This is a genomic window from Acinetobacter sp. YH12205 (genome assembly GCF_013418125.1).
GTDB classification, from domain to species: Bacteria; Pseudomonadota; Gammaproteobacteria; order Pseudomonadales; family Moraxellaceae; genus Acinetobacter; species Acinetobacter towneri.
In genome coordinates this window covers 417,577-438,592 of the sequence record NZ_VPCQ01000002.1, presented here as the reverse complement: position 1 = coordinate 438,592, position 21,016 = coordinate 417,577, and the positions used below count along the sequence as shown (strand labels likewise).

The window sequence follows — 21,016 nt, the reverse complement described above, 5'->3', positions numbered from 1 at the left end:
AATTTTCAATATGAGTTGTTTTGTCACCATCTCAGCAAAAAAATCAAATAAGAAAAGTAGATATTCAAGAAATTAAACAATTTTTAAGCTTTATGACATCTCCTGTCATTTTCATATCTTATTTTCATCTTTCAATTGATTAGTTACCGCAGTCAAGCAAAATTAAAAGGAAGCTCACATGAAAATATGCCCTAATCCATTTACTATTAAGCAAAAGATGAAAGCACTAAAGCGTCTTTTAAAAGCATTAATATTTGGAAAAATAAAATGGGCTGAATTAAAGAAGTTCTATTTAGCAATGTTACATCTAGAACGTTATTTAGAAAGGCTAAATTCTCTTTAAATTAAAATTTCATTAATGTTTTTATGTGATTTAGTGTAATTTTTTGTTTGTTTAATGTGTTATATTTCAAGTATATCAAACTTTAAAATTTTGATATGTGTTTTAAATAATTAGAGAAAATTTATGCAGCGTGATGATTCTATTCATGAGCGTTTAGCCGACCGATTGGCCAATATTTTAACAAAGTTAAATATGGGCTATCAGTTAAGTATAAAAGAGCTCGCATCCGAGTTTGGGGTAAGTACACGTACTATTTCGAGAGATTTTGATCGCCTTAACACTTATTTGCCATTGCTACAAGATGATGAAACTAAAAAATATTACTTAGAAGCAAATTATTTAGGGAAAATTGCACCACAAGATATCCGTAATTTTGCACAGCTCTCAGGAATTAGTGATTTATATCCTTCATTAGATATATCCTTTTTACGTGAACTTTTAGATAGTCGAGCACATCATATTTATAGTGTTAAAGGTTACTCTTTTGAAGATGCAAGTCAGTTTAAAGAATTATTTAAAGTGCTTGGAAAAGCAATTCAAGAACATAGCCAAATTGGCTTTGTATATAAAGGGGAACCTAGACTGGTTCAGCCTTATCGTTTAATTCATCATCACGGCAGTTGGTATTTGGCTGCGGTGAGAAAAAATCAACTGCGTACTTATCGTTTTTCACATATTCAGCTTATGGACTCTTCACATGGATATTCACAATTTGTTCCAGATCCGAATATTGTAAAACTTGTAGAAGATGATGACAGCATCTGGTTTGGACAGGATAAACAGGAAATCATTTTATCTATTGATAGTCAGGTTGCTTTTTATTTCAAACAGAGATCAATACTACCTGAGCAACAAATTGTAAGAGAGTTGGGGGATGGTGGGTTGTTGGTCTCCTCAAAAATTAATCATGATATGCAGCTGTTGCCTTTAATCCGGTTTTGGATTCCACATCTTAAAATTGTAAATCCAGGAAGATTGCAAGATGAGATGGAAAAGGGACTAAAGGAATATTTAGAGCGTAGGAGTTCATAATGGCGTGGAAGCCTAAACCAATGAAAATACAATGCCATCAATGTAAAAAAATAGGAATTTTTGCACCAAAAAGTGATGTGATTTTAGGTTTTCCAAGATGTAAAAAATGTGGAACCATCATGCAAGTGGTGGGAGAAGTCACATTATTAAATTGGGTAAAACACCCTAAAAGTTGGTTTAAATAAGTAGCATATTAGGAGATAAAATGTCAGCTTCATATTTATTAAAAGAAAGCCAAGATTTAAGGAAATATAGTCAAGATTTTCTCAATCAATCTTTGCGAAGTGAAAAGCCTGTGATTGTGACTTGGGGATTGATGAATGCAGGTAAAAGTTCATTATTAAATATGTTGACTCAACATATTGAGCAAGAATTTTTTAAAACTAATGATTTTCGTGAGACCACAGAAGTCAGTGCTTATGAAGGGGATCAATATATTTACTTAGATACACCAGGATTAGATGCAAATACAGCAGATAATTTAGAGGCACTAAAAGGTATTAAAAAGGCAGATATTGTACTTTTTGTACATCAGCTTCAGGGTGAATTGGAAGCAAATGAGGTTGAATTTTTAAAAGATGTTCGTACTTCTTTTGGTCAATATGCAGAGAAAAATATTATTCTGATCTTGAGTAAAGTGGATAAGGAAGATCGATCTAAGGTTGATCAAATTCAAAAAAGAGTATTAGAGCAATGTGAGCAATATTTAGGTTTTCAACCACAATGCTTTCAAATTTCAAATAAACTTTATCAACAAGGAATACAAAAGCATAAAGATGGTTTAGTTCGTCATAGTCATATTGAAGATTTAAAGCAATGCATTAATAGTATCGTCTCGAATACGCGAGTCGTTCGTCAAGAGCGATTAAATCAAGAGAAAGCGCTATTGTTAAAAAAATTGACTGAACAAAAAACGAAGATTGAAGCGGAACATCAGGTACAACGATCATTATTAATGGATGGTTTTGTCTCATTCCAAAGAAGTTTAAAAAGTTTAAAACAATTTGTTGAGACAAAAGCTCAACAGTACAAAAATATTTAGGAGAATAATCATGCCATTACCTTGGTTAATTGGAGCAGCAGTGGTTGCTGCAGGGGCTGCGGTGGTTGCGGCATTATCAGAAGATGATAAGCCGTCAAACAACAATAATGATGATGAAGATCGCCGTCGCCGAGCTGCTGAACGTGAACGTCAAGAACGTGAGCGTAATGAAAGAAAAATATCGATTAAACAAGAGTTCGATCACGGTGTCCAACGGACATATCAAGAGATCATTGCCTCATTACCCAATTTGGTGACAGTACATGGAACGATGATCAATAATCTAACCTTGTCGAGTAATGGTTCTAATTTTTCAGAACTGGAATCGAATGCGGTAAAAACTGCAAAATATCAGTTTATTAAAGATTTTTCTTTGTTTGAGCAAATTTATGGAATTAATGTTAAACCTACTGAACAACTGAAAAGTACGCTGAAACAGATAGATTTACTTCAAGATGAATTGAACCAATTAACATCAGTAATTAAAGCATTATCTTAAATTTTTATGTGTAATTCCTTAGTAAAAGGAATTGCACATTTTTTGACTTAAATTAAGTTTGGATTATTTTATGGAATCAGCGGTTTTGTCAATTTCTCGCCCAGAACTCTTAAATATTTTTAAAGAGTTGCAACAAAAATTTAATTTTTCCCAAGAACAAGATCAAGTTTTTAAAAGCCACTGCCATCAATTTCAGCAAAATATGGCAAGTTATTTAAAAGCATCTGAGCATAATATTTCTAAAGATAATCCATTATTTCAACAAATTGGAAAATTTAGGAGTATTCTCGAAGAAACTAATCAAAATTGGCAAAAGAAAATAACCACACAAGATACAGGGGTGCATTTTCGAGCAGGATTTAATGATTCTTTATTGGTGTTTGTGTATGGCAAAGTAAAGTCGGGTAAAAGTTCTTTGGGTAACTATATGGCTTGGGGGCATACTGATCCAACAGAGCAACAAAAAAGTGAAATTCAAAAAGAGTTACAGCCTGTTTATTTTTCAGGTCAAAAAACAGAAGTAAAAGGTGGTGATGTTGCCAAAGAAGCTGAAATAAAAAAAGAATTTCGGGTAGGAGCAACTGAAGCAACCAGCTCGATTCAGGGCTTTAGTCTTGATGGATTAACGTGGATTGACTCACCTGGGTTGCATTCTATTAATCAAGAAAATGGTGATTTGGCAAAAGATTATGTGGAACATGCTGATTTAATTTTATACACAATGAAATCGGATTCACCTGGGCGAGAAAGTGATTTAAATGAAATTCTAAACCTTTATCGTGCAGATAAGAAGATTATCTTACTTTTAACTGGAAGTGATGATGTTGCACATGATTGGGATGATGAAAAAGATGAAATGATTTCTACTACCGTTATGAAAGATCTACAACGTCGTTTAGATCAACAAAAATATGTTCGTTCAGCATTGGAAAAAATTCCAGAGTTGGCAGGAAAAACGAATAATATTGAAATTTTATCTTTCTCTGCACGTTATGCACAAGAGAACGAAGGTCAGGTTGATAATTTTGCTGATAGCGGCATGGGACAGTTGTTTGCAGCGCTTGGGAAAATTGCGAGAGAAGATGGTGTGAAATTGAAACATCGAACCCCAATGTTGAATTTTAAAAACTTTCTGACTGATTTTATGAGTGATTTGGAAAACTATGCGCAACTTATTGTGGATTTTCAGCACCCAATTGAAAGAATACAAAAAAGTATTCCAATTCAAATTAATGAACAAAAACGTTTGATTCAGCAACAGTTGAGCCAAAAGGTGGATGCTGAATTTGAAAGTTTGACTCCATATCGTGATGATCCGATACAAATGAAGCAGGCGATTAAGAAAATAGCAGATACTTTGGCACAGCAGCAAAATGAAGCCATGATTACGGCGCAACAAACGATTTTACAACAAGTGATGAGTGAATTCGGAAGTCAGTTAACGAATGTTATACAGCATAATGCTTTATTGGATTTACCGGAATTTAAAATTGAGCAACGTACGGAACAGGTTGCAGATAGTGTAACTTCTGGGACACGTAGACGTAATGGTGGATTTGGTGCTTTGGTTGGTACTGCTATTGGTGGGGGGATTGGTCTTTTGGGAGGGCCTGCAGGAGTTGCGGCAGGGATGGGGATTGGTTCTACTGTCGGAAGTTGGTTGGGTAGTAAGACAGGTGATGATGCCAGTGTAAATTATCGTGAGATTACTTTAAATGTTGGAGATAATTTAATACACATTCAAAAGCAGTTTTATGAGCGATTACAAAATTCAATTCAAGTACAAATGACTGAATTTCAGAAAACCTTACTGGAAATGGCATTAAATAGTGCTGAGCATTTAGTAACGCAATTAAAAAATGAAATAAATAGTTTTCAAAAGCAATTAAATAGCATGATTTTAGATACCGAAACTAAATTGAATGGATAATGAACACCAAAATGAATATTCAAATTAAGCAATTGTTTGCAACATATGAACAGAGCAAAGTGTTGGTGGCTGAGCATACTTATATGCAACAAAGTTTTGCTACAGTTCAAAATATGTTTGAGGATAAGAGAAATAAACCCGATGCCAATATTATGGTGTATGGGGTTTATAATGCAGGAAAAAGCACGTTGATTAATGCCTTAGTTGGGAAAGAAGTCGCAGCCACGGGCGATATTCCATTAACCGACAAAGTCACGGAATATCCATGTCGAAATTATATGATTTTGGATACCCCAGGAATTGATGCGCCGAAAGAACATGAAAATGTGACGAAAGAGCAACTAGAAAAGGCCGATGCAGTAATTTTTGTGGTGAATCCTTTAGGTGTAGTGGAAGAAGCCAAAACCTTAGCGACTTTAATGGATCTCTTCGAAAATAGAAAAAAGGTTTTTCTGGTATTTAATGAAAAAAATCAGCTTAACGAAACAGATTTTATTCAACTTAAAAACCAAACACGTGCAAGACTACAAGAATTAGCCGATGAACGCCATTTAAAAAATATTTTGAAAGATATTCCAATTATTAAAATCAATGCTCAAATGGCATTGATGGGAAAATTAAAAGATAAAGAAAAATTGGTAGAGATGAGTGGGTATTTTGAATTTGAGAAACAATTAGATAAATTCATTGAAGGAATTTCTCAAGAAGATATTTATACCCGACTAGAAAATAATTTAAATTTATTTTTAACAGAAAACATCAAGCGAATTGAAGCGCAATCTAAAGATGAGATTGTGAAGCAATATGATCAGCTTGTTGCTAGTTTATTTAAAGATAAATTAGATACTCGACAAGTTTTGATAAAACGTATTGATGGAAATAAAAAAGAGTTATATGAAAATATAAAATCATGGATTTATAATGAAGTAGAAAATATAGAAAATAATATTGAAAACTGGATACTAGATAAATCTAAATTAATTGAAACTGAATTAAATGATTGCTTAACCTCATCTAGCATAAAGATTCAGGATGAGATTGAGCAGTTACAAGCAAATATACCTGCGTTTTGTCTAGATGGATTGCCTAATGATCTTAGGAAGGTGAAAGTTGATCAATTTAGTCAAGAAACTTATGTACATACTGCCTCTGAGAATGATCAAGGGATTAACATTAGTAAAGAACAATTAGGGCAATTTGCAGCATCGATGAGTAAAAATATTAAGACAGAGCATGTCGTTGCTGGACTTAATTTGGTGAAGCAGTATTTACCTAATTTGATGAAAGGTATAGGGCAAAAAACTATCGAAAAATGGGCTGGGCAAATAGTTGGCAAGGCGGTACCTATTGCAGGGGCGGCACTGACGCTAGGGTTAGCTTTGCATGATATATTCAGTGATGACCCCGAGACAGAACAACTTAAACGTCATCAGGAAATTGAACAAAAGGCAAGAGAACGTAGAGATGAGCAAATTGAAGATTCGGCACTACAAATTTCGGATCAGTTTGCGACTAGTTTAGCTATTGCAATCTATTCAGTTATCGATGATTTTTTTACTCAAATCATTAATGACGTTAAGCAAATCAGTTTAGAGTTCGGAGCGCAAGATCAAGCGAATCGTAAAATTTTAGACCAGCTATTAAATCTTCAACAAGAGTTATCTTGATCAAATGACTAAACAGCAAGAGATAAAGTTTCCTTGTACAGCTTGCGGCAAGTGTTGCCGCAAGGTTAATCTAAGTCTCCAGACGCAATTTTTAGATCGAGGGGATTCAGTATGTCGTTATTTGAATGAGCAAACTAATTTATGTAACATCTATGAAAATAGACCCATTGTTTGTCGCATTGAAGATTACTATAGAACCTATCTATCAGATCAAATTGAATGGATTGATTTTATTGAGATTAATGAGAGTATTTGTAATAAACTATAAGTTTAATATTTATCATTAAATGAGGGCGTTCAAAATTCTGTGTCAGTAAATTTGACTAGATTTTAATTATATCATCTAATCGACCTTCAAAGTAAATGGATAATTGAGTAATCGTTTGTCCCCATTCCTGAATAGGCATTGTCCATTTTTCTGATGCCTGTTGAATACCAATATACAGCAATTTCATCAGACTATCCTCATTGGGGAAAGCTCCTTTGGTTTTGGTTAGTTTGCGGAATTGACGATGTACGGCTTCAACGGCATTGGTGGTGTAAATCGGCTTCCTAATCGCTTTAGGGTATTTGAAATAGGCGGATAGTAGATGCCATTTGGTACGCCATGACTGAATGATCACACCATATTTTTCGCCCCATTTTTCTTCTAGCTCATCCAGTGCTACTTCTGCCGCCCCTTTGGTATCAGCACGGTAAATTGGCTTTAAATCAGCCATAAATGCCTTCTGATCTTTACTGGCAACATAGCGTAAAGAATTACGGATTTGATGAACGATACACAGTTGTATTTCTGTTTGAGGGTAAATCGCTGCTATGGCTTCGGGGAAACCTTTTAGTCCATCTACACAGGCAATCAGAATATCCTGAACACCACGATTTTGTAGGTCTGTCAGTACACTAAGCCAATGGTTCGCCCCTTCGCTTTCCGACAAATGCAAGCCGAGTAGTTCCTTCTTACCTTCAACATTTAAAGCTAAAATGGTATAGATCGCTTTGCTCACATAAACACCTTTATCCTTCACTTTGTAATGTATGGCATCTAACCAAACAAAGGGATAAATTGTATCGAGTGGGCGTTGTTTCCATGTTTGTAACTGAGGGAGGAGCTTATCTGTAATATTGGTGATAGCACCATCTGAAATCTCCAATCCATACATATCAGCAACATGCTTTTGAATATCACGATAGCTCATACCAAGTGCATAGAGTGATATGATTTTATTGTCAATTTCTTCTGATAATTTGGTCTGGTTCTTTTTAACTAACTGTGGCTCAAATTCACCATTTCGATCTCTAGGGGTTTCAAGCTCAAATGAACCTGATGTAGATTTTACTGTCTTGCGAGTATAGCCATTGCGGCGATTACCTTGTTTCGGATTCGCTTCAATGTAATTCTCGATTTCTGCTTCAAGAGCAGCTTCGGTCAGCTGTTTAATTAAAGGGGTGAGTATGCCATTTTCTCCAGTCAGTGCTTGTCCTGACTGGAGTTGTTTTAAGGCTGTTTCAAAATCAAATGTAGTTGCCATAATGCATCATTCCTGTTTTTAACAGTTTAAGGAAATGACACAGTTTTTTGAACACTACCCATTAAATTGATATCTCAACATTTATGGCGAATATTATTCTCAAATTCCTAATACAACTTGATACGGTTTAAATCCTGCGAGTACCGTATCGGAAACCAAGTGGATAAATGCGTCAGTTTCCCCATAAGCCATCCATTGATCAAGAGCTTCATAATAAGCTAATCGACTTTCAACAGTGATAACACAAGGCGGATAGCCAGCTTTTAATAATTCAAGATTCATCAATAGACGTGATGTACGCCCATTGCCATCAATGAATGGATGAATGCCAACAAAATCAGCATGTACTTTGGCTGCACGTTCAATTGGATGTAGTTTATGTGCTTCACTATTATACCAGTCTACGAATTGAGCCATTTTATCATTGAGTAGGGTATAGTCCGGTGGTGTAGTTGTAGCACCTGAAATCAATACATTTTGCTGGCGATATCGGCCAGCATTATCATCGTCAATATTCTTTAAAATGAGTTGATGGATATTGCGAATTTGCCATTCAGAAAAAGGTTCTTCCTTTCTAATAATATCTTCAACATAGTAAATTGCATTTCTATGATTGATTGCTTCGAAGTGTTCTCGTAATGCTTTGCCACCAACGGTTATTCCTTCCAAAACGACTTTTGTTTCTAGCAATGTAAGTGTATTACCTTCAATCGCATTCGAGTGATATGTCCAACGGACAATAAGATCTTCTTGTAAATTTTTTACAATTGCAGAAGCAAGAGGACGATGCTGATCTAATTTTTTCTTTAAATCATCAATACTTTCAAACATGCCCTGAACCCTGAATCTTAATTAATTAATGATACATGAAAAACGGAGCATCTAAAAACGTAATGATATAGCGTATCATAGATGAGAGATTGAATATGATAGAATAATGAGATAGATCTAAATCATGGATGTGGGAAATAAAATCATTAGGCATTTGATGTCATACATCTGATTAGAGTTTTTACGGTATTTAATACGGTAAATAAAATCTTTAAGTATGAAAAGTTAAATACTATCAATAGCCTACTGATGGTTTCTGGTGCGCGCTGAGCGCACCAAATTAGTATATAAGCATTGAACTGTAATATAAAAAATAGTTGAAAAGTATATAAAAAATTAAGATAAACATTCGATCTTATTTGCCATAGCCTGATCACGTTTTTCAGCATATAAAACTCACATATTTTAAAACTGAAAAATCTGAGGGCAGCTTCGTGGGCTATATCGTTAAACTCATTCCAGAAAACTTATATTTTGTTCCGCATGATAATGAAATTGGTACCACGGAATTTCGCAGTAAAGCCGTCGCAGAAGGTTTGTTCTACGATTATGCTGAAGCAACAGCAATGGTAAAGCTATACAATAAAGATATGCTGCAAGATGTTGATTATGAAATTGAGTTAATTGAATAATCGTCGACTTCTTATTATTTGAAAGTATCGCCAAGTTATGCAGAAGCTAATCGCAAAGCTGGAGCTTTTAACCGCATAAAATTATGCCGTAACTGAAAATTAAATCAATTGAAATTTTGCTGTGTGAATGTGTTGAAATGTAGTGGGCTATTGCAGCAAAAAATAAGTTTCACTATATTAAAACTACAGTAGGTCATTCAATGTAATAGACGCTACGATGCAGTTGGACGGATCAATGACAGCTCGTTGAGTTTGTAACTCTTGTTCAAACAATAAAATCAGCACTAGCCTTCCAACATAAAAAACTCGCAGCAATGCGAGTTTTTTATGTGCTAGAATGAAAAACAAGCAAATTTACTGTGGTTTTGTAAGTTGTAAATAAAATTTTAAAAAATATGTGTTTGAATTTATTAGATAATTTAAATTTAGTTTAAAAAAATACTACATTGTCAAACAATCTAACAACTCACTTTTTTAAAAAATTTATAAGCTATGGTATAAAAAATTTCCGTCAAGAAAAAGGGAACAACAATGACGCAAATCATCGATATTAAAGTTAAAGACCAGTTTAGCCATATTTACGAAGCAAAAGCATTGCTACGTAATATCCCAGAAACTTCATTGGCAGCGGGTTTGGCACTATTTCACAAAATTGAACACATTATTGTGGAAGGTGAAGTGATTTTACCAAGCATCGAACTTTTGTTTGAAAGCCGCGAGTCTGATAGTATTTTCCGTGTGTTGGAGTAAATATTTGTGAGACTACTTTATTTTTAGAAAAGCTCATTTCGATGAGCTTTTTTGTGCGCAGGATTTTTAAAGCACACGTAAATAAAGTGCTCATTAAGTGTAAAACATATCGCTTTAAACCGTCTGATCTTCTACAAGTTGGATATTTACATCGTATTTATCAAACTCTTGAATAATTTTTTGAATGACCGCTTGCCCAATGTCATCATCGGGTTGAAAACTCAACTCTTGATTGGTTTGACTATCAAAACATTCAATTTGCAAGATTTGCCAGAGCTGGGCATCTGTACTTTGTTGAATCACTATGCGTCGCGGTTGTAAATGTGCTGAAATTTGACGCGGCAACACATTGGTAATCGCTAACTGTATTTGGCTTTCCTGATCTTTTGGGCTTAAAAAGGTAATCACCCAATTGCCAACTTTACTGAGTTGCATTGGATTGTCATAAGCATCAAACGCTAAAAAAAATGCATGATTCATCATGACCCTGTGCCTCAACAATTCTGGAAAATACTATATCGCTGATTTTTATGAGTCGGGGCTATGCCGCTAAAGTCTTAGCTTTTATAGGGATAATGAATCTAAGGTTTAGATGTGGATTTATATGTGTTTTTAAAGTGTTGAAAAGTAATAAAAATAAATTAATCCATATATCCCTGAGCATGGTTTTAATTGTTAAAAAGACTTAAAACTAAGTAAAAAAATCTAAGCTTTAAGTCGGATTAAGCTTTTGTAGGGAGTGATTGATTTGCTGCAAAATCTGATTGAGTGCTTTTGGCGGCAAACGAGTTTCTTGTAAAGAGGTAATCCATTGCATTTGGCAGAGTTTTAAGCTGCGAATATCCTGCGCTTGTAAAATTCGCTGAATCAGTTGTTTTGCCATTAATCCACAATGACGCTGTAAAGTATCCATCATGAGAAATTTTACATCTTCAAAACTCAAGGCAGTAATTTCAGGCTGTATTTCTGCTTGTGGTTCAGGTTGTTCAGCGGGCTGTTCTGTATTAATGGCAGCTGCAACACGTGCTTCTAAATATGCAGGAACTGAATTTACTTGAAGATGTTGGGTGCGGATTGGTTCTGCCAAACTCTCAGCATGGGCTTGCGGGGTGCTGCTTGCAAGTTGGCTATGAATTTCTGTGCGCAAAGTGGTAGATGATGGCACTGGCGCTTGTTGCAGCAGAATGTTAGCCGTTTGCTCTTGTTGTTGCAATGTATCTTGCTCAAGCGCAGCAGGGGCAATTAGTTGCATATCTAATAGCTGTTCAATCAATTCAGGTGGTGCAAGACGTTGCTTGAACTGATCTCCGAGTAAATCAAAATCTTCAGTACCAATCAGTACCAATAAACGACGTTGACGTGCATTTAAATCACGTGTGCGCTGTTGTAATGCATCTAGACCGAGTTGAGTTTTTTGATAATTAAACATGAGCCTTAATTTATTTCCCCAATAAATTAAGGCAAAGCATAGACTTTGAAAATTACAATAATATGAATAATTTATGACAGGTAAATGCAATAAGATTCACTTGAAACATTTATAAAGTCAAAATGCTGGTATTTTCGAGCGCCTTGCGTAAGTAAGGATCTAAATCTTCTTGTCTTAATAACCATTGCACATAATCGGCAGGAAGGTCGGCAATTGCCGTACCACGATGTTTACCAAAATTGATAATTTGTGGAATACGTGCTTCTTCTGAGGCGATATAGAGTTCTTCAATACTTTGAATTTGTAGTTGATGAACTTCATGCATCAAAATATTGGCTGTTAAAATAATATCCATATCGGCACGATGCGCTTTTTTAATCATGTCACGCGCTTTTTCGCTGCCTTTGGTAATCATATAAATTAAAGCTGAAATATTGTGTGCTTCGGCGTTTGGCCATACGCGACGTGCAAGTGCCAAAGTGCAAATGGCTTTAATTTTAGAAGTATCCACACCACATTTTTCTAAAGCGCGAATATCGTAATCAATATTATGCCCAATGATATAGGTGGTTTCGGCAGGTAATTCAAAACTACTGTAATGCGGTTGATCAATTAAATCCGATTCTAAAATATGATGCACCGCCATCGCTGCGAATGAAATAGGCTCATCAACTTGATACAACTGATCGAAAATTTTACTTTTATCTAGACTGATTTTGCCATCTTGAATTTGAATGGGGGCGTAGGCAATCTCAATGGGTTGTCCATTTAAAGTATGGGTTTCAGTGTCGAGAATAATAGCCTGCATGTCCTGATTCGCTTGCGTCATTCAATAAAAATGCAATCTAACATTAGCCGCTGCGTATGACAAATTGAATTGAAATTTAATAGACAGCTGTATATGTGATCAATTTACTGATTTTTACCGTAAGTGTTTAATTTTAAATAAAATACACTTGCATATTAATTGTTGAAATCTTGCCTGATACGATAAAAAAGCGTACAAATAAAGATTGCGAAGGATGCAATTAATAAGAATATGAAGACAAGGGTAAGCAAATGAAAAAAATATGGTTAAGCGTGGCTTTGGCCAGCAGCAGTTTGTTTTTAACCGCCTGTAATGATGATCATGACGATACGAGTGTTGTGGTTGTTGAGGATGGTATTCCGAAATATAATTTTAGTGCCCCAGTCGTGAAAACAGAGCTTTATCGGGATCAGGGTGAAAATGCGAATAATCTTTTAAATGCAGTGAGTTCATCTAAAACATTGATGACATATAAAATGTTAGGTGTAAATGGACAGGAAACTCAGGCAACTGCACTTGTTTTTACCCCTCAAACAGTTAAACCTGCGGGCGGATGGCCACTTGTAGTTTGGGCACATGGCACAACAGGCGTGGCAGATGCGTGTGCACCGAGCCGTCAAGGTTTAAATGGAAATGAGTACTTCATTGCTAAACTATTGGCAGCAGGTTATACCGTTGTTGCACCCGACTACGAAGGTTTAGGCGAACCGAGCGGTAAAGAATTACACCCATTCTTAAATTTAAAAAGTGCAGCTTATTCGATTACAGATGCTGTTGTCGCTGCAAGCAAGCTTTTGGGTAATACTGCAGAAACGCGCTGGAGTGTAGTTGGACATTCACAGGGTGGACATGCGGCTTTAGGTGCAGCGCAGTATGCATCGCGTGCGCAGTTAAATTATAAGGGTGCCATAGCTATCGCACCTGCATCAAATTTAGCGTTGGTATTGGCGGGTGGTGAACAAAAAGCAGCTCAGGAGCCAGATGTAATAAAGAAAGTACAGACACTTGTACCATTAGATACGTTTACTGCTCTAATTGCTGCGGGGCTAAGAAATACTGCTCCAACCTTGAAATATTCTGAAATATTTGTGTCACCAACAGATCAACTTGCTGCTCAGGCAGAGTCAATCTGTTATGAGGCATTAGGTGGGAGTATGCTTCAGCCAATGCGAGAGCACGCACAGACTTATGGAAAATTGGATGGTTATCCACGTACTCAACCGAATTTCATGACGACCATCTCTGAAGTTAAAGATTTCTTAACCAATGGTTCACAGCCATTAAAAGTGAAAATCAGTACGCCTATATTTATTTATCAAGGAACGGCTGACCCAACTGTACCGAAACAAGTCACGGATTACTTGGTTCAGTCAGCTCAAGGGATGGGAACTAAAATTCATTACGTCACTGATCAGGATTTACCTGTAGAGCAAAAATGGGATCATGGTTCGGTGTATGTGGATAATATGGATGAGATTGTCAAAGATGTTCAATCACTAATGCCTATTCAATAAGTTGTTGAATTACGATAAAGATTGATTTGACCTAAAATAGCTCATGTTTTATCTGAAACATGAGCTATTTTTATGTAAAACTGAGCAAAGTTCATTCTCTCAGTTCACAAACTTTATGCTACAATACGCGCCAATCTTAGCACGGCTTAAAAGCCCTAAATTAATAGGACCTCGCTAATGTTTGCCAATATTTCTATTGCCGAATTTGATCCAGAATTAGCTCAAGCGATCACCAATGAAGATGCGCGCCAAGAAGCTCATATTGAGTTAATTGCTTCTGAAAACTACTGCTCACCTGCAGTAATGGAAGCTCAAGGTTCAAAACTTACCAATAAATATGCAGAAGGCTACCCAGGCAAACGCTACTACGGCGGTTGCGAATACGTAGATATTATTGAACAATTGGCGATTGACCGTGCTAAAGAACTCTTTGGTGCAGATTATGCTAACGTTCAACCACACGCTGGTTCACAAGCAAACTCTGCAGTTTACTTAGCTTTACTTAACCCAGGCGACACTGTGTTAGGTATGAGCTTGGCACATGGTGGTCACTTGACTCATGGTGCAAAAGTAAGCTTCTCAGGTAAAACATATAACGCTATCCAATATGGTTTAAACCCAGAAACTGGCGAAATTGATTACGAAGAAGTTGAGCGTTTAGCGCTTGAACACAAACCACGCATGATTGTTGCGGGTTTCTCTGCGTATAGCCAAATTGTAGATTGGCAGCGTTTCCGCGACATCGCAGACAAAGTTGGTGCTTATTTATTTGTAGATATGGCACACGTAGCAGGTCTAGTGGCTGCTGGTGTATATCCGAACCCTGTGCAAATTGCTGACGTAACGACTACTACTACACACAAAACATTGCGTGGTCCACGTTCTGGTCTAATTCTTGCGAAAGCAAACGAAGAGATCGAGAAAAAATTACAATCTGCTGTGTTCCCTGGTAACCAAGGTGGTCCATTGGTACACGCAGTTGCAGCAAAAGCAATTTGTTTTAAAGAAGCAATGGCGCCTGAATACAAAGCGTATCAACAACAAGTTGTTAAAAATGCGCAAGCGATGGCTGAAGTTCTTATTGAACGTGGTTATGATGTAGTATCTGGTGGTACGAAAAACCACTTGTTCTTGCTTTCTTTAATCAAGCAAGATATTACAGGTAAAGATGCAGATGCATGGTTAGGTGCTGCGCACATTACTGTAAACAAAAACTCTGTACCGAACGATCCACGTTCTCCATTTGTAACTTCTGGTATCCGTATCGGTACTCCAGCGGTAACTACACGTGGTTTTGGTGAAGCAGAAGTACGTGATCTTGCAGGTTGGATTGCAGACATTCTTGACAGCAAAGGTGACGAAGCTGTAATTAATACTGTAAAAGCAAAAGTTGAAGCTGTTTGCGCGAAATTCCCAGTTTACGCAAAATAAGCACAGCCTTGAGAAAAGCCCCTCAAGGGGGCTTTTTTTATGGATGTAAAAAATTGATTTTTCGTTCAATAAGCTGAATTTCTGTTATAACTTAAGCGTATTGAATATGATTGTAGGCAAGCTGATGATGACAGTATTGTCGGAATGACAGGAATAAAAGTAAATGATTAGACCAAAGATTATTATTTCAGAACAAGATTTGCACCGTTTGGAAACGATGCTTGAGCATCAACCTAAATTGACGCCAACGATGCAACATCTAGAAGATGAATTGGCACGTGCTGAAGTGGTTGCGCCACAAGATGTACCGAATAATGTGGTGAGCATGAATGCCCGCGCATTGATTACCATTGCACCTGCAAAAGAACCGACTGAAATTACCTTGGTTTATCCGCATGACTTTAAAGGTGAGAAAGGGCAGGTGAATGTGGTTGCACCTGTCGGGACTGCCATTTTAGGTTTAGCTGAAGGTCAGGAAATTGAATGGCCACAGCCCGATGGTCATATGATGAAAGTCAAAATTGAGAAGATTTTGTATCAGCCAGAGCGTGAAGGCGATTATTTATAATCTGTTTATCATCCTGCGTTAGGAACATTGAAAGCCATGTTGATCATGGCTTTTTTATGCACTGGTGTTTTGAATCAGGCATCTTGTGACTGATGTTATGCGAATCTATAAAAAAGCATTTAAGCAGATCGAAATAAAAAATTGCAAAATATTACATGACCTTAGCCGAAAAACACGTACTATAAAATCATGTAAAGAGGGTTGTGATGGTCTATGGCTCAGTTTGAAGTGTTACTGCCTTTGCAAGAGATTACGGTGGATCGTGCAGAGCTTTTGGCGATTCAACGCAATGATTTAGTTCCGTTGTTGAATGATCAATATCGTCTAAATCATTATGCAGATCAGGTGATTCAAGCGCAGTCAGTTTTATTGGATGGGGTGGATCCACATTTAACTCAGCAATTGAGTGTGACCATTGAGCAGTTGATTCAGGCGCTTGGCAAATCTAAAAAAGTGTTAAAGCAACGTAAGTTTAATGCACTACAAAAGTGGCTAGGCATAGATTTGGAATATGGCGCGGGGCAAGTGCAATATTATAAAAACCTAGATCATTTGTTAGGGCAAGCAGACCGTTTGAGTCAAAAGCTGCAAATTGAAATTCAGAAATCACAATCACGTTTTCAGCAGTTTGTTGGTTTGCGTGAGCAAATGGCGAAATACATTCAAGCTGCCGATGAGTTTTTAGTGGAATATCCACGATTTGTGCGCAATCAGCATCCTTTGGATAATTTTAGCGAACGACTGGCCAAGAAAATTTATAGTTTAAAGACTTTGCAAAGTAGTAATGATATTGCGATTACTCAAATGCAACTTTCACAGCAACTCTCTTTTAGTTTGTTAGATCGCTTTAAAGAAGCGCAGCAGGTACTCATTCCTGCATGGCAATATCATGTCAAACAAAGTCAGCAAAGTGGCTCACACAGTCAGCTAGAAAAGCTGGATCAAAGTCGTGAGCATTTAATTAAGACATTAAGAAAATCCTTAGAAAAACCTGCGCAATCATAAGGCATGGTTTTGATTAGATAGAGGCGAAATATGACAACTTCTGAACAACGCAACGTCGCTGTGCAAGTGAGTGATGAACAGACTCAGCAACAATTTCAGCAACTCAATTTGCAGGAAATTGGCTTACAGCCTGATGACTTTCAGGAGGTGCTGGCTGCGCGTAAAGAATTAAGCGATCTTAGCCATCATTCGGTTGCAGAATATGGCAAAAATATCGCCACTAAAACGTCAAGTTATACCGATGAGCTTTTAGGTTTGGTGCAAAATAAGGATTTGGATGTCACAGGGCAAAAGCTGAATCAGGTGGTGCAGGTTGCACAGCAGTTAAATACCAACAGTATTTTAAATCCAAACAAAAGCAGTGGCTTTTTGGGTGGTTTATTCAATAAGTTAAAAGGCGCTAAACAAAGTTTTGATCAAAACTTTAACAGCACCAAAGCGCAAATTGATAGTCTGGTCACAGAAATTGAAAGCTCACAAAATGGTTTAAAAAACCGTGTAGATACACTGGATAAAATGTTTCATGGTGTGCAAGATGAATATAAACAATTGGGGATTTATATTGCAGCAGGTAAGTTAAAACAGCAGGAAATTCAGCAGCAAATTTCTGAATTTTCCGCGCAGCCGCAGGATCAGACCACGACTCAAAAAATTTATGATCTCAATCATCTTGCTAATAATTTAGAAAAGCGGGTGAGTGATTTGCAGGTGTTGCAACAATCTGCCATGCAAACTTTGCCGATGATTCGGATTATCCAGTCCAATAATTTAATGTTGGTCGATAAATTTTATGCGATTAAAAACATTACCTTACCTGCGTGGAAAAACCAGATTAGTTTGGCGATTTCTTTAAATGAGCAGAAAAACAGTGTGCAACTGGCCAACAGTATTGATGATGCCACCAATGAATTGCTGCGCCGTAATGCAGATTTATTGCATCAAAACTCGGTTGATACTGCCAAAGCCAATCAGCGTTCGGTGATTGATATTGAAACCCTTGAACACGTACAAAATACCCTCATTAAAACAGTGAACGATGTGATCCAGGTACAAAAAGAAGGCATGCAAAAACGTGCAGAAGCGACTACGCGTTTGCGAGCCTTACAGGAGAATCTGAATCAATTGGTGATTGGTTCAAGTCAACAGTCTGGTCAATAAATGCATTTTGACAATGACTTCATTTAATCTGAAATTTACCTGATAAGGAGTCGGATTTGCCCCCACTTGATGAATATGCCATTCAGCCACAGCAGCTAAAAACAGGTGTTGTGGCATTACAGCAGCGTCAAAAAAAGCTCAGTTTTTTGGCTGTGCTGTCTATGACGGTGGTGCTTATATCGGCAATTGGCTTTTTTATTCAGCAAGATGTGATTTATAGCTTCTTTGGTTTAAGCACTGAAGTTCAGCAATTACACATGCCTGCAAGTGTCGATGCGACTTTGGCAAATTTAGGGCAGCAACCTGATTATTTTTTCAGTTTGTTGAACTGGTTGGGTTGGTTGATTTTAAAACTGTCGGTGTCATTTATTGGTGCATTCGTTCTAGTTCATCTACTCAAGAAAATTCGTTTTTTTTATATTCGCTTTCAGTCCTTTGTCTTGAAATTTGTAGCTTGGTTGCTGAGTTTTATTTTACTTTGGTCGGCATTGAGTTATGTTCAGCATGACCGACAAGATGATACGCAGCAGGTATATGCCAAAATTGTGCATTATGAAAAGCACATTCAAGAAAGTGAATTGGCGCGTTATTTACAAAATGCAGAAATGGCAGCGCCTGTTAAAGCCTATTTGTTGGCGCAAACGGCATTGATGCATCATCCCGCAGATAAAGATGCAGCCATTCCGCAAGTGTTGACCTTGGTCAAAGCAGAGCAGCAAGATCCGCAATTTTTACATTATGGATTTAAACCTGAACAATTATGGACGATGCAGCAGCAAGTTTATGGCAAAGCTTTAACGCCTATGGCGCAAAGCGTACATAAGCAAGTGCAGCAAGCACAGCAATTAAATACGCTGGTTTATTATATGAATCTCGCGGTTATGGCGCTTATGTTAATACTGTCTGCGGTACTCTGGTTTTTATCGCGACATTTACAGCAGCGTATTCTGCGGATTCAACAACAACTTGAATAAAAAATGATTAGGCTCAATTGCTTAAGGCAGACATTCAGTTTTTATGTTAATGTCTAAATTGAATAGCTTTAGGTATTTTAAATGAAATAGTAAGCTTGAAACTCACTATCATTTAAAAAAACGATCATAAATATAAAAATAAACCGTTTCCCCTATGTAACTATTTTTCGTAAGATGACATCAACAAATAAATTTACTCCCTTGGAGACGTTAGCCATGTTAGACCAAAATACTTCTACACAACTTAAAACTTTATTAGAACGTCTTGAAAGCCCAATCGAGCTTGTCGCGACTTTAGATGGTTCTGATAAATCTGCCAAAATTAAAGAATTGGTTGAAGAAATTGCAGCACTTTCGCCACAAGTTACTGCACGTTTTGACGGTAACAACGCACGTGCACCAAGTTTTGGGATTGCAAAAGTAGGTGAGCAACCGCGCGTATTCTTCGCAGGTTTACCAATGGGGCACGAGTTCACTTCATTAATTTTGGCTTTATTGCAAACTTCTGGTTATGCACCAAAAGTATCGGATGAAGTATTAACGCAAATCAAAGAATTGAATCTTTCATCTCACTTTGATGTGTTTGTATCGTTGAGCTGCCACAACTGTCCAGATGTAGTACAAGCTTTGAACCTCATTGCGATTTACAACCCTGGCACAACAGCAACCATGATTGATGGTGCATTCTTCCAAGAAGAAGTTGAGCAGCGCAAAATTATGGCTGTGCCGATGGTATTCCAAGATGGCAACCACATTGGTCAAGGTCGTATGACTTTGGAAGAAATTGTAGCTAAATTAGATACAGATTCTGCGAGCAAAGATGCAGCGAAACTGAATGCCAAAGAGGCGTTTGATGTCTTGGTAATTGGTGGCGGCCCTGCAGGGAATACATCTGCAATCTATGCAGCACGTAAAGGTATTCGTACAGGTATTGTGGCTGAGCGGATGGGCGGTCAGGTGATGGATACCATGGATATTGAAAACTTCACTTCTATCCAAAAAACACAAGGTCCAAAGTTTGCGGCAGAAATGGAAGCGCATGTGCGTGAATACGATGTCGATATTATGAATCTACAAAAAGTATCTGCCATTAAAGGTGCTGATGAAACTGCCAATGGTTTGGTCGAAGTGACTTTGGAAAATGGCGCAACACTTGAATCGAAAACGGTGATCTTGTCTACAGGTGCACGTTGGAGAGAGATGAATGTACCTGGTGAAGCAGAATACCGTACCCGCGGCGTGGCATACTGCCCACACTGTGATGGCCCGTTGTTTAAAGGCAAACGTGTTGCAGTGATTGGTGGTGGTAACTCAGGTGTAGAAGCAGCGATTGACCTTGCAGGGATTGTAGAGCATGTGACTTTGGTAGAGTTTGATACTAAATTACGTGCAGACCAAGTCTTGCAAAACAAATTGAACAGCTTGCCAAATACTACTGTAATTACCAATGCATTATCGACTGAGGTGATTGGTGATGGCGCACAAGTGACTGCATTGAAATATAAAGACCGTGCGACAGATGTTGAGCATACTGTTGAACTTGCAGGAATTTTCGTACAAATTGGTTTATTACCAAATACGGACTTCTTAAAAGAGTCAAAAGTAGAGCTGACGAATCGTGGTGAGATTGTGATAAATGAGCGCAATGAAACCAATGTAAAAGGTGTATTTGCGGCAGGTGACTGTACAACTGTACCGTACAAGCAAATCATCATTGCAACAGGTGAAGGCGCGAAAGCATCACTTTCAGCATTTGATTACATCATCCGTTCAGGTCAATAAGTCTGAACGAATACATCTGAATACGCGGATTAACCATCCTTAAATTGTATTCGCTAAAAAGATAGCGCCTGAGTTCCCCAATACTCAGGCGC

Annotated in this window: 22 protein-coding genes; 17 read left to right on the top strand and 5 right to left on the bottom strand. The window is 37.2% G+C overall.

All coding sequences use genetic code 11. The annotated features are described in order from the left end of the window. Window positions 1–178: 178 nt before the first annotated feature. From FTU92_RS04410 to FTU92_RS04375, 8 genes are all read left to right on the top strand, one after another. A complete protein-coding gene (locus FTU92_RS04410; protein ID WP_180060915.1) occupies window positions 179–343 on the top strand; it encodes a hypothetical protein in 165 nt (54 codons plus the stop codon). A 123-nt stretch (window positions 344–466) separates the two neighbouring features. Then, window positions 467–1,375, top strand: coding sequence for a YafY family protein (locus FTU92_RS04405; protein WP_180060916.1), 909 nt, complete (start codon window positions 467–469; stop codon window positions 1,373–1,375). Continuing rightward, the gene (locus FTU92_RS04400) at window positions 1,375–1,560 is read left to right on the top strand and encodes a hypothetical protein (protein WP_180060917.1); all 186 of its coding nucleotides are present in this window, start codon (window positions 1,375–1,377) and stop codon (window positions 1,558–1,560) included. The genes FTU92_RS04405 and FTU92_RS04400 overlap by 1 nt, the downstream gene beginning before the upstream one ends. A gap of 20 nt (window positions 1,561–1,580) precedes the next feature. Beyond that, a complete protein-coding gene (locus FTU92_RS04395) occupies window positions 1,581–2,417 on the top strand; it encodes a GTPase (protein ID WP_180060918.1) in 837 nt (278 codons plus the stop codon). 10 nt (window positions 2,418–2,427) lie between these two features. Continuing rightward, a complete protein-coding gene (locus FTU92_RS04390) occupies window positions 2,428–2,916 on the top strand; it encodes a hypothetical protein (protein WP_180060919.1) in 489 nt (162 codons plus the stop codon). 70 nt (window positions 2,917–2,986) lie between these two features. After that, window positions 2,987–4,846, top strand: a complete 1,860-nt coding sequence (locus FTU92_RS04385) for a dynamin family protein (protein WP_180095709.1) — start codon at window positions 2,987–2,989, stop codon at window positions 4,844–4,846. Between the two features lie 11 nt (window positions 4,847–4,857). Then, window positions 4,858–6,513, top strand: a complete 1,656-nt coding sequence (locus tag FTU92_RS04380) for a GTPase (protein WP_180095707.1) — start codon at window positions 4,858–4,860, stop codon at window positions 6,511–6,513. A 4-nt stretch (window positions 6,514–6,517) separates the two neighbouring features. Continuing rightward, complete coding sequence (locus tag FTU92_RS04375) at window positions 6,518–6,781, top strand: YkgJ family cysteine cluster protein (protein WP_130114014.1); 264 nt, start codon at window positions 6,518–6,520, stop codon at window positions 6,779–6,781. Between the two features lie 55 nt (window positions 6,782–6,836). Here FTU92_RS04375 and FTU92_RS04370 read toward each other — a convergent pair whose 3' ends face one another. Together FTU92_RS04370 and FTU92_RS04365 are read right to left on the bottom strand one after the other, a co-directional pair. Further along, window positions 6,837–8,042, bottom strand: coding sequence for an IS256 family transposase (locus FTU92_RS04370; RefSeq protein ID WP_180095705.1), 1,206 nt, complete (start codon window positions 8,040–8,042; stop codon window positions 6,837–6,839). 99 nt (window positions 8,043–8,141) lie between these two features. Then, window positions 8,142–8,873 carry a Fic family protein gene (locus tag FTU92_RS04365; RefSeq protein WP_180060922.1) on the bottom strand — a complete coding sequence of 244 codons (732 nt, stop codon included), beginning with the start codon at window positions 8,871–8,873 and terminating at the stop codon, window positions 8,142–8,144. Window positions 8,874–9,307: 434 nt separating this feature from the next. Between FTU92_RS04365 and FTU92_RS04360 the strand changes: the two genes are divergently transcribed. After that, window positions 9,308–9,505: a hypothetical protein gene (locus FTU92_RS04360; protein WP_004972905.1), complete on the top strand. Its 198-nt coding sequence runs from the start codon at window positions 9,308–9,310 to the stop codon at window positions 9,503–9,505. A 531-nt stretch (window positions 9,506–10,036) separates the two neighbouring features. Then, entirely contained in the window at window positions 10,037–10,255 is a 219-nt protein-coding gene (locus FTU92_RS04355) for a hypothetical protein (RefSeq protein ID WP_004972907.1), read from the top strand. Window positions 10,256–10,369: 114 nt separating this feature from the next. On the opposite strand, the gene FTU92_RS04350 is transcribed toward FTU92_RS04355, so the two are convergent. The 3 genes from FTU92_RS04350 to FTU92_RS04340 all read right to left on the bottom strand — a co-directional run bounded on the left by FTU92_RS04350 (window position 10,370) and on the right by FTU92_RS04340 (window position 12,492). Beyond that, the gene (locus FTU92_RS04350) at window positions 10,370–10,738 is read right to left on the bottom strand and encodes a hypothetical protein (RefSeq protein ID WP_371971679.1); all 369 of its coding nucleotides are present in this window, start codon (window positions 10,736–10,738) and stop codon (window positions 10,370–10,372) included. Between the two features lie 229 nt (window positions 10,739–10,967). Next, window positions 10,968–11,684, bottom strand: coding sequence for a hypothetical protein (locus FTU92_RS04345; RefSeq protein ID WP_178318921.1), 717 nt, complete (start codon window positions 11,682–11,684; stop codon window positions 10,968–10,970). 109 nt (window positions 11,685–11,793) lie between these two features. Then, complete coding sequence (locus FTU92_RS04340) at window positions 11,794–12,492, bottom strand: exonuclease domain-containing protein (protein WP_154321257.1); 699 nt, start codon at window positions 12,490–12,492, stop codon at window positions 11,794–11,796. 251 nt (window positions 12,493–12,743) lie between these two features. On the opposite strand from FTU92_RS04340, the gene FTU92_RS04335 reads away from it, so the two are divergent. From FTU92_RS04335 to ahpF, 7 genes are all read left to right on the top strand, one after another. Next, on the top strand, window positions 12,744–14,006 hold the full coding sequence (locus FTU92_RS04335; RefSeq protein ID WP_180095703.1) for an alpha/beta fold hydrolase: 1,263 nt from the start codon (window positions 12,744–12,746) through the stop codon (window positions 14,004–14,006). A 177-nt stretch (window positions 14,007–14,183) separates the two neighbouring features. Further along, the gene (glyA, locus tag FTU92_RS04330; RefSeq protein ID WP_019836649.1) at window positions 14,184–15,437 is read left to right on the top strand and encodes a serine hydroxymethyltransferase; all 1,254 of its coding nucleotides are present in this window, start codon (window positions 14,184–14,186) and stop codon (window positions 15,435–15,437) included. A 163-nt stretch (window positions 15,438–15,600) separates the two neighbouring features. Continuing rightward, the gene (gene rnk, locus FTU92_RS04325; protein WP_004972920.1) at window positions 15,601–16,005 is read left to right on the top strand and encodes a nucleoside diphosphate kinase regulator; all 405 of its coding nucleotides are present in this window, start codon (window positions 15,601–15,603) and stop codon (window positions 16,003–16,005) included. Window positions 16,006–16,218: 213 nt separating this feature from the next. Further along, the gene (locus FTU92_RS04320; protein ID WP_180095701.1) at window positions 16,219–17,010 is read left to right on the top strand and encodes a tellurium resistance protein; all 792 of its coding nucleotides are present in this window, start codon (window positions 16,219–16,221) and stop codon (window positions 17,008–17,010) included. A 30-nt stretch (window positions 17,011–17,040) separates the two neighbouring features. Beyond that, a complete protein-coding gene (locus FTU92_RS04315) occupies window positions 17,041–18,168 on the top strand; it encodes a toxic anion resistance protein (protein ID WP_104852204.1) in 1,128 nt (375 codons plus the stop codon). Window positions 18,169–18,224: 56 nt separating this feature from the next. Then, window positions 18,225–19,142 (top strand): hypothetical protein, encoded by a 918-nt coding sequence (locus tag FTU92_RS04310; protein ID WP_131261786.1) that lies wholly within the window; start codon window positions 18,225–18,227, stop codon window positions 19,140–19,142. Window positions 19,143–19,358: 216 nt separating this feature from the next. Then, window positions 19,359–20,924, top strand: coding sequence for an alkyl hydroperoxide reductase subunit F (gene ahpF / locus FTU92_RS04305; protein ID WP_096901839.1), 1,566 nt, complete (start codon window positions 19,359–19,361; stop codon window positions 20,922–20,924). Window positions 20,925–21,016: the final 92 nt, after the last annotated feature.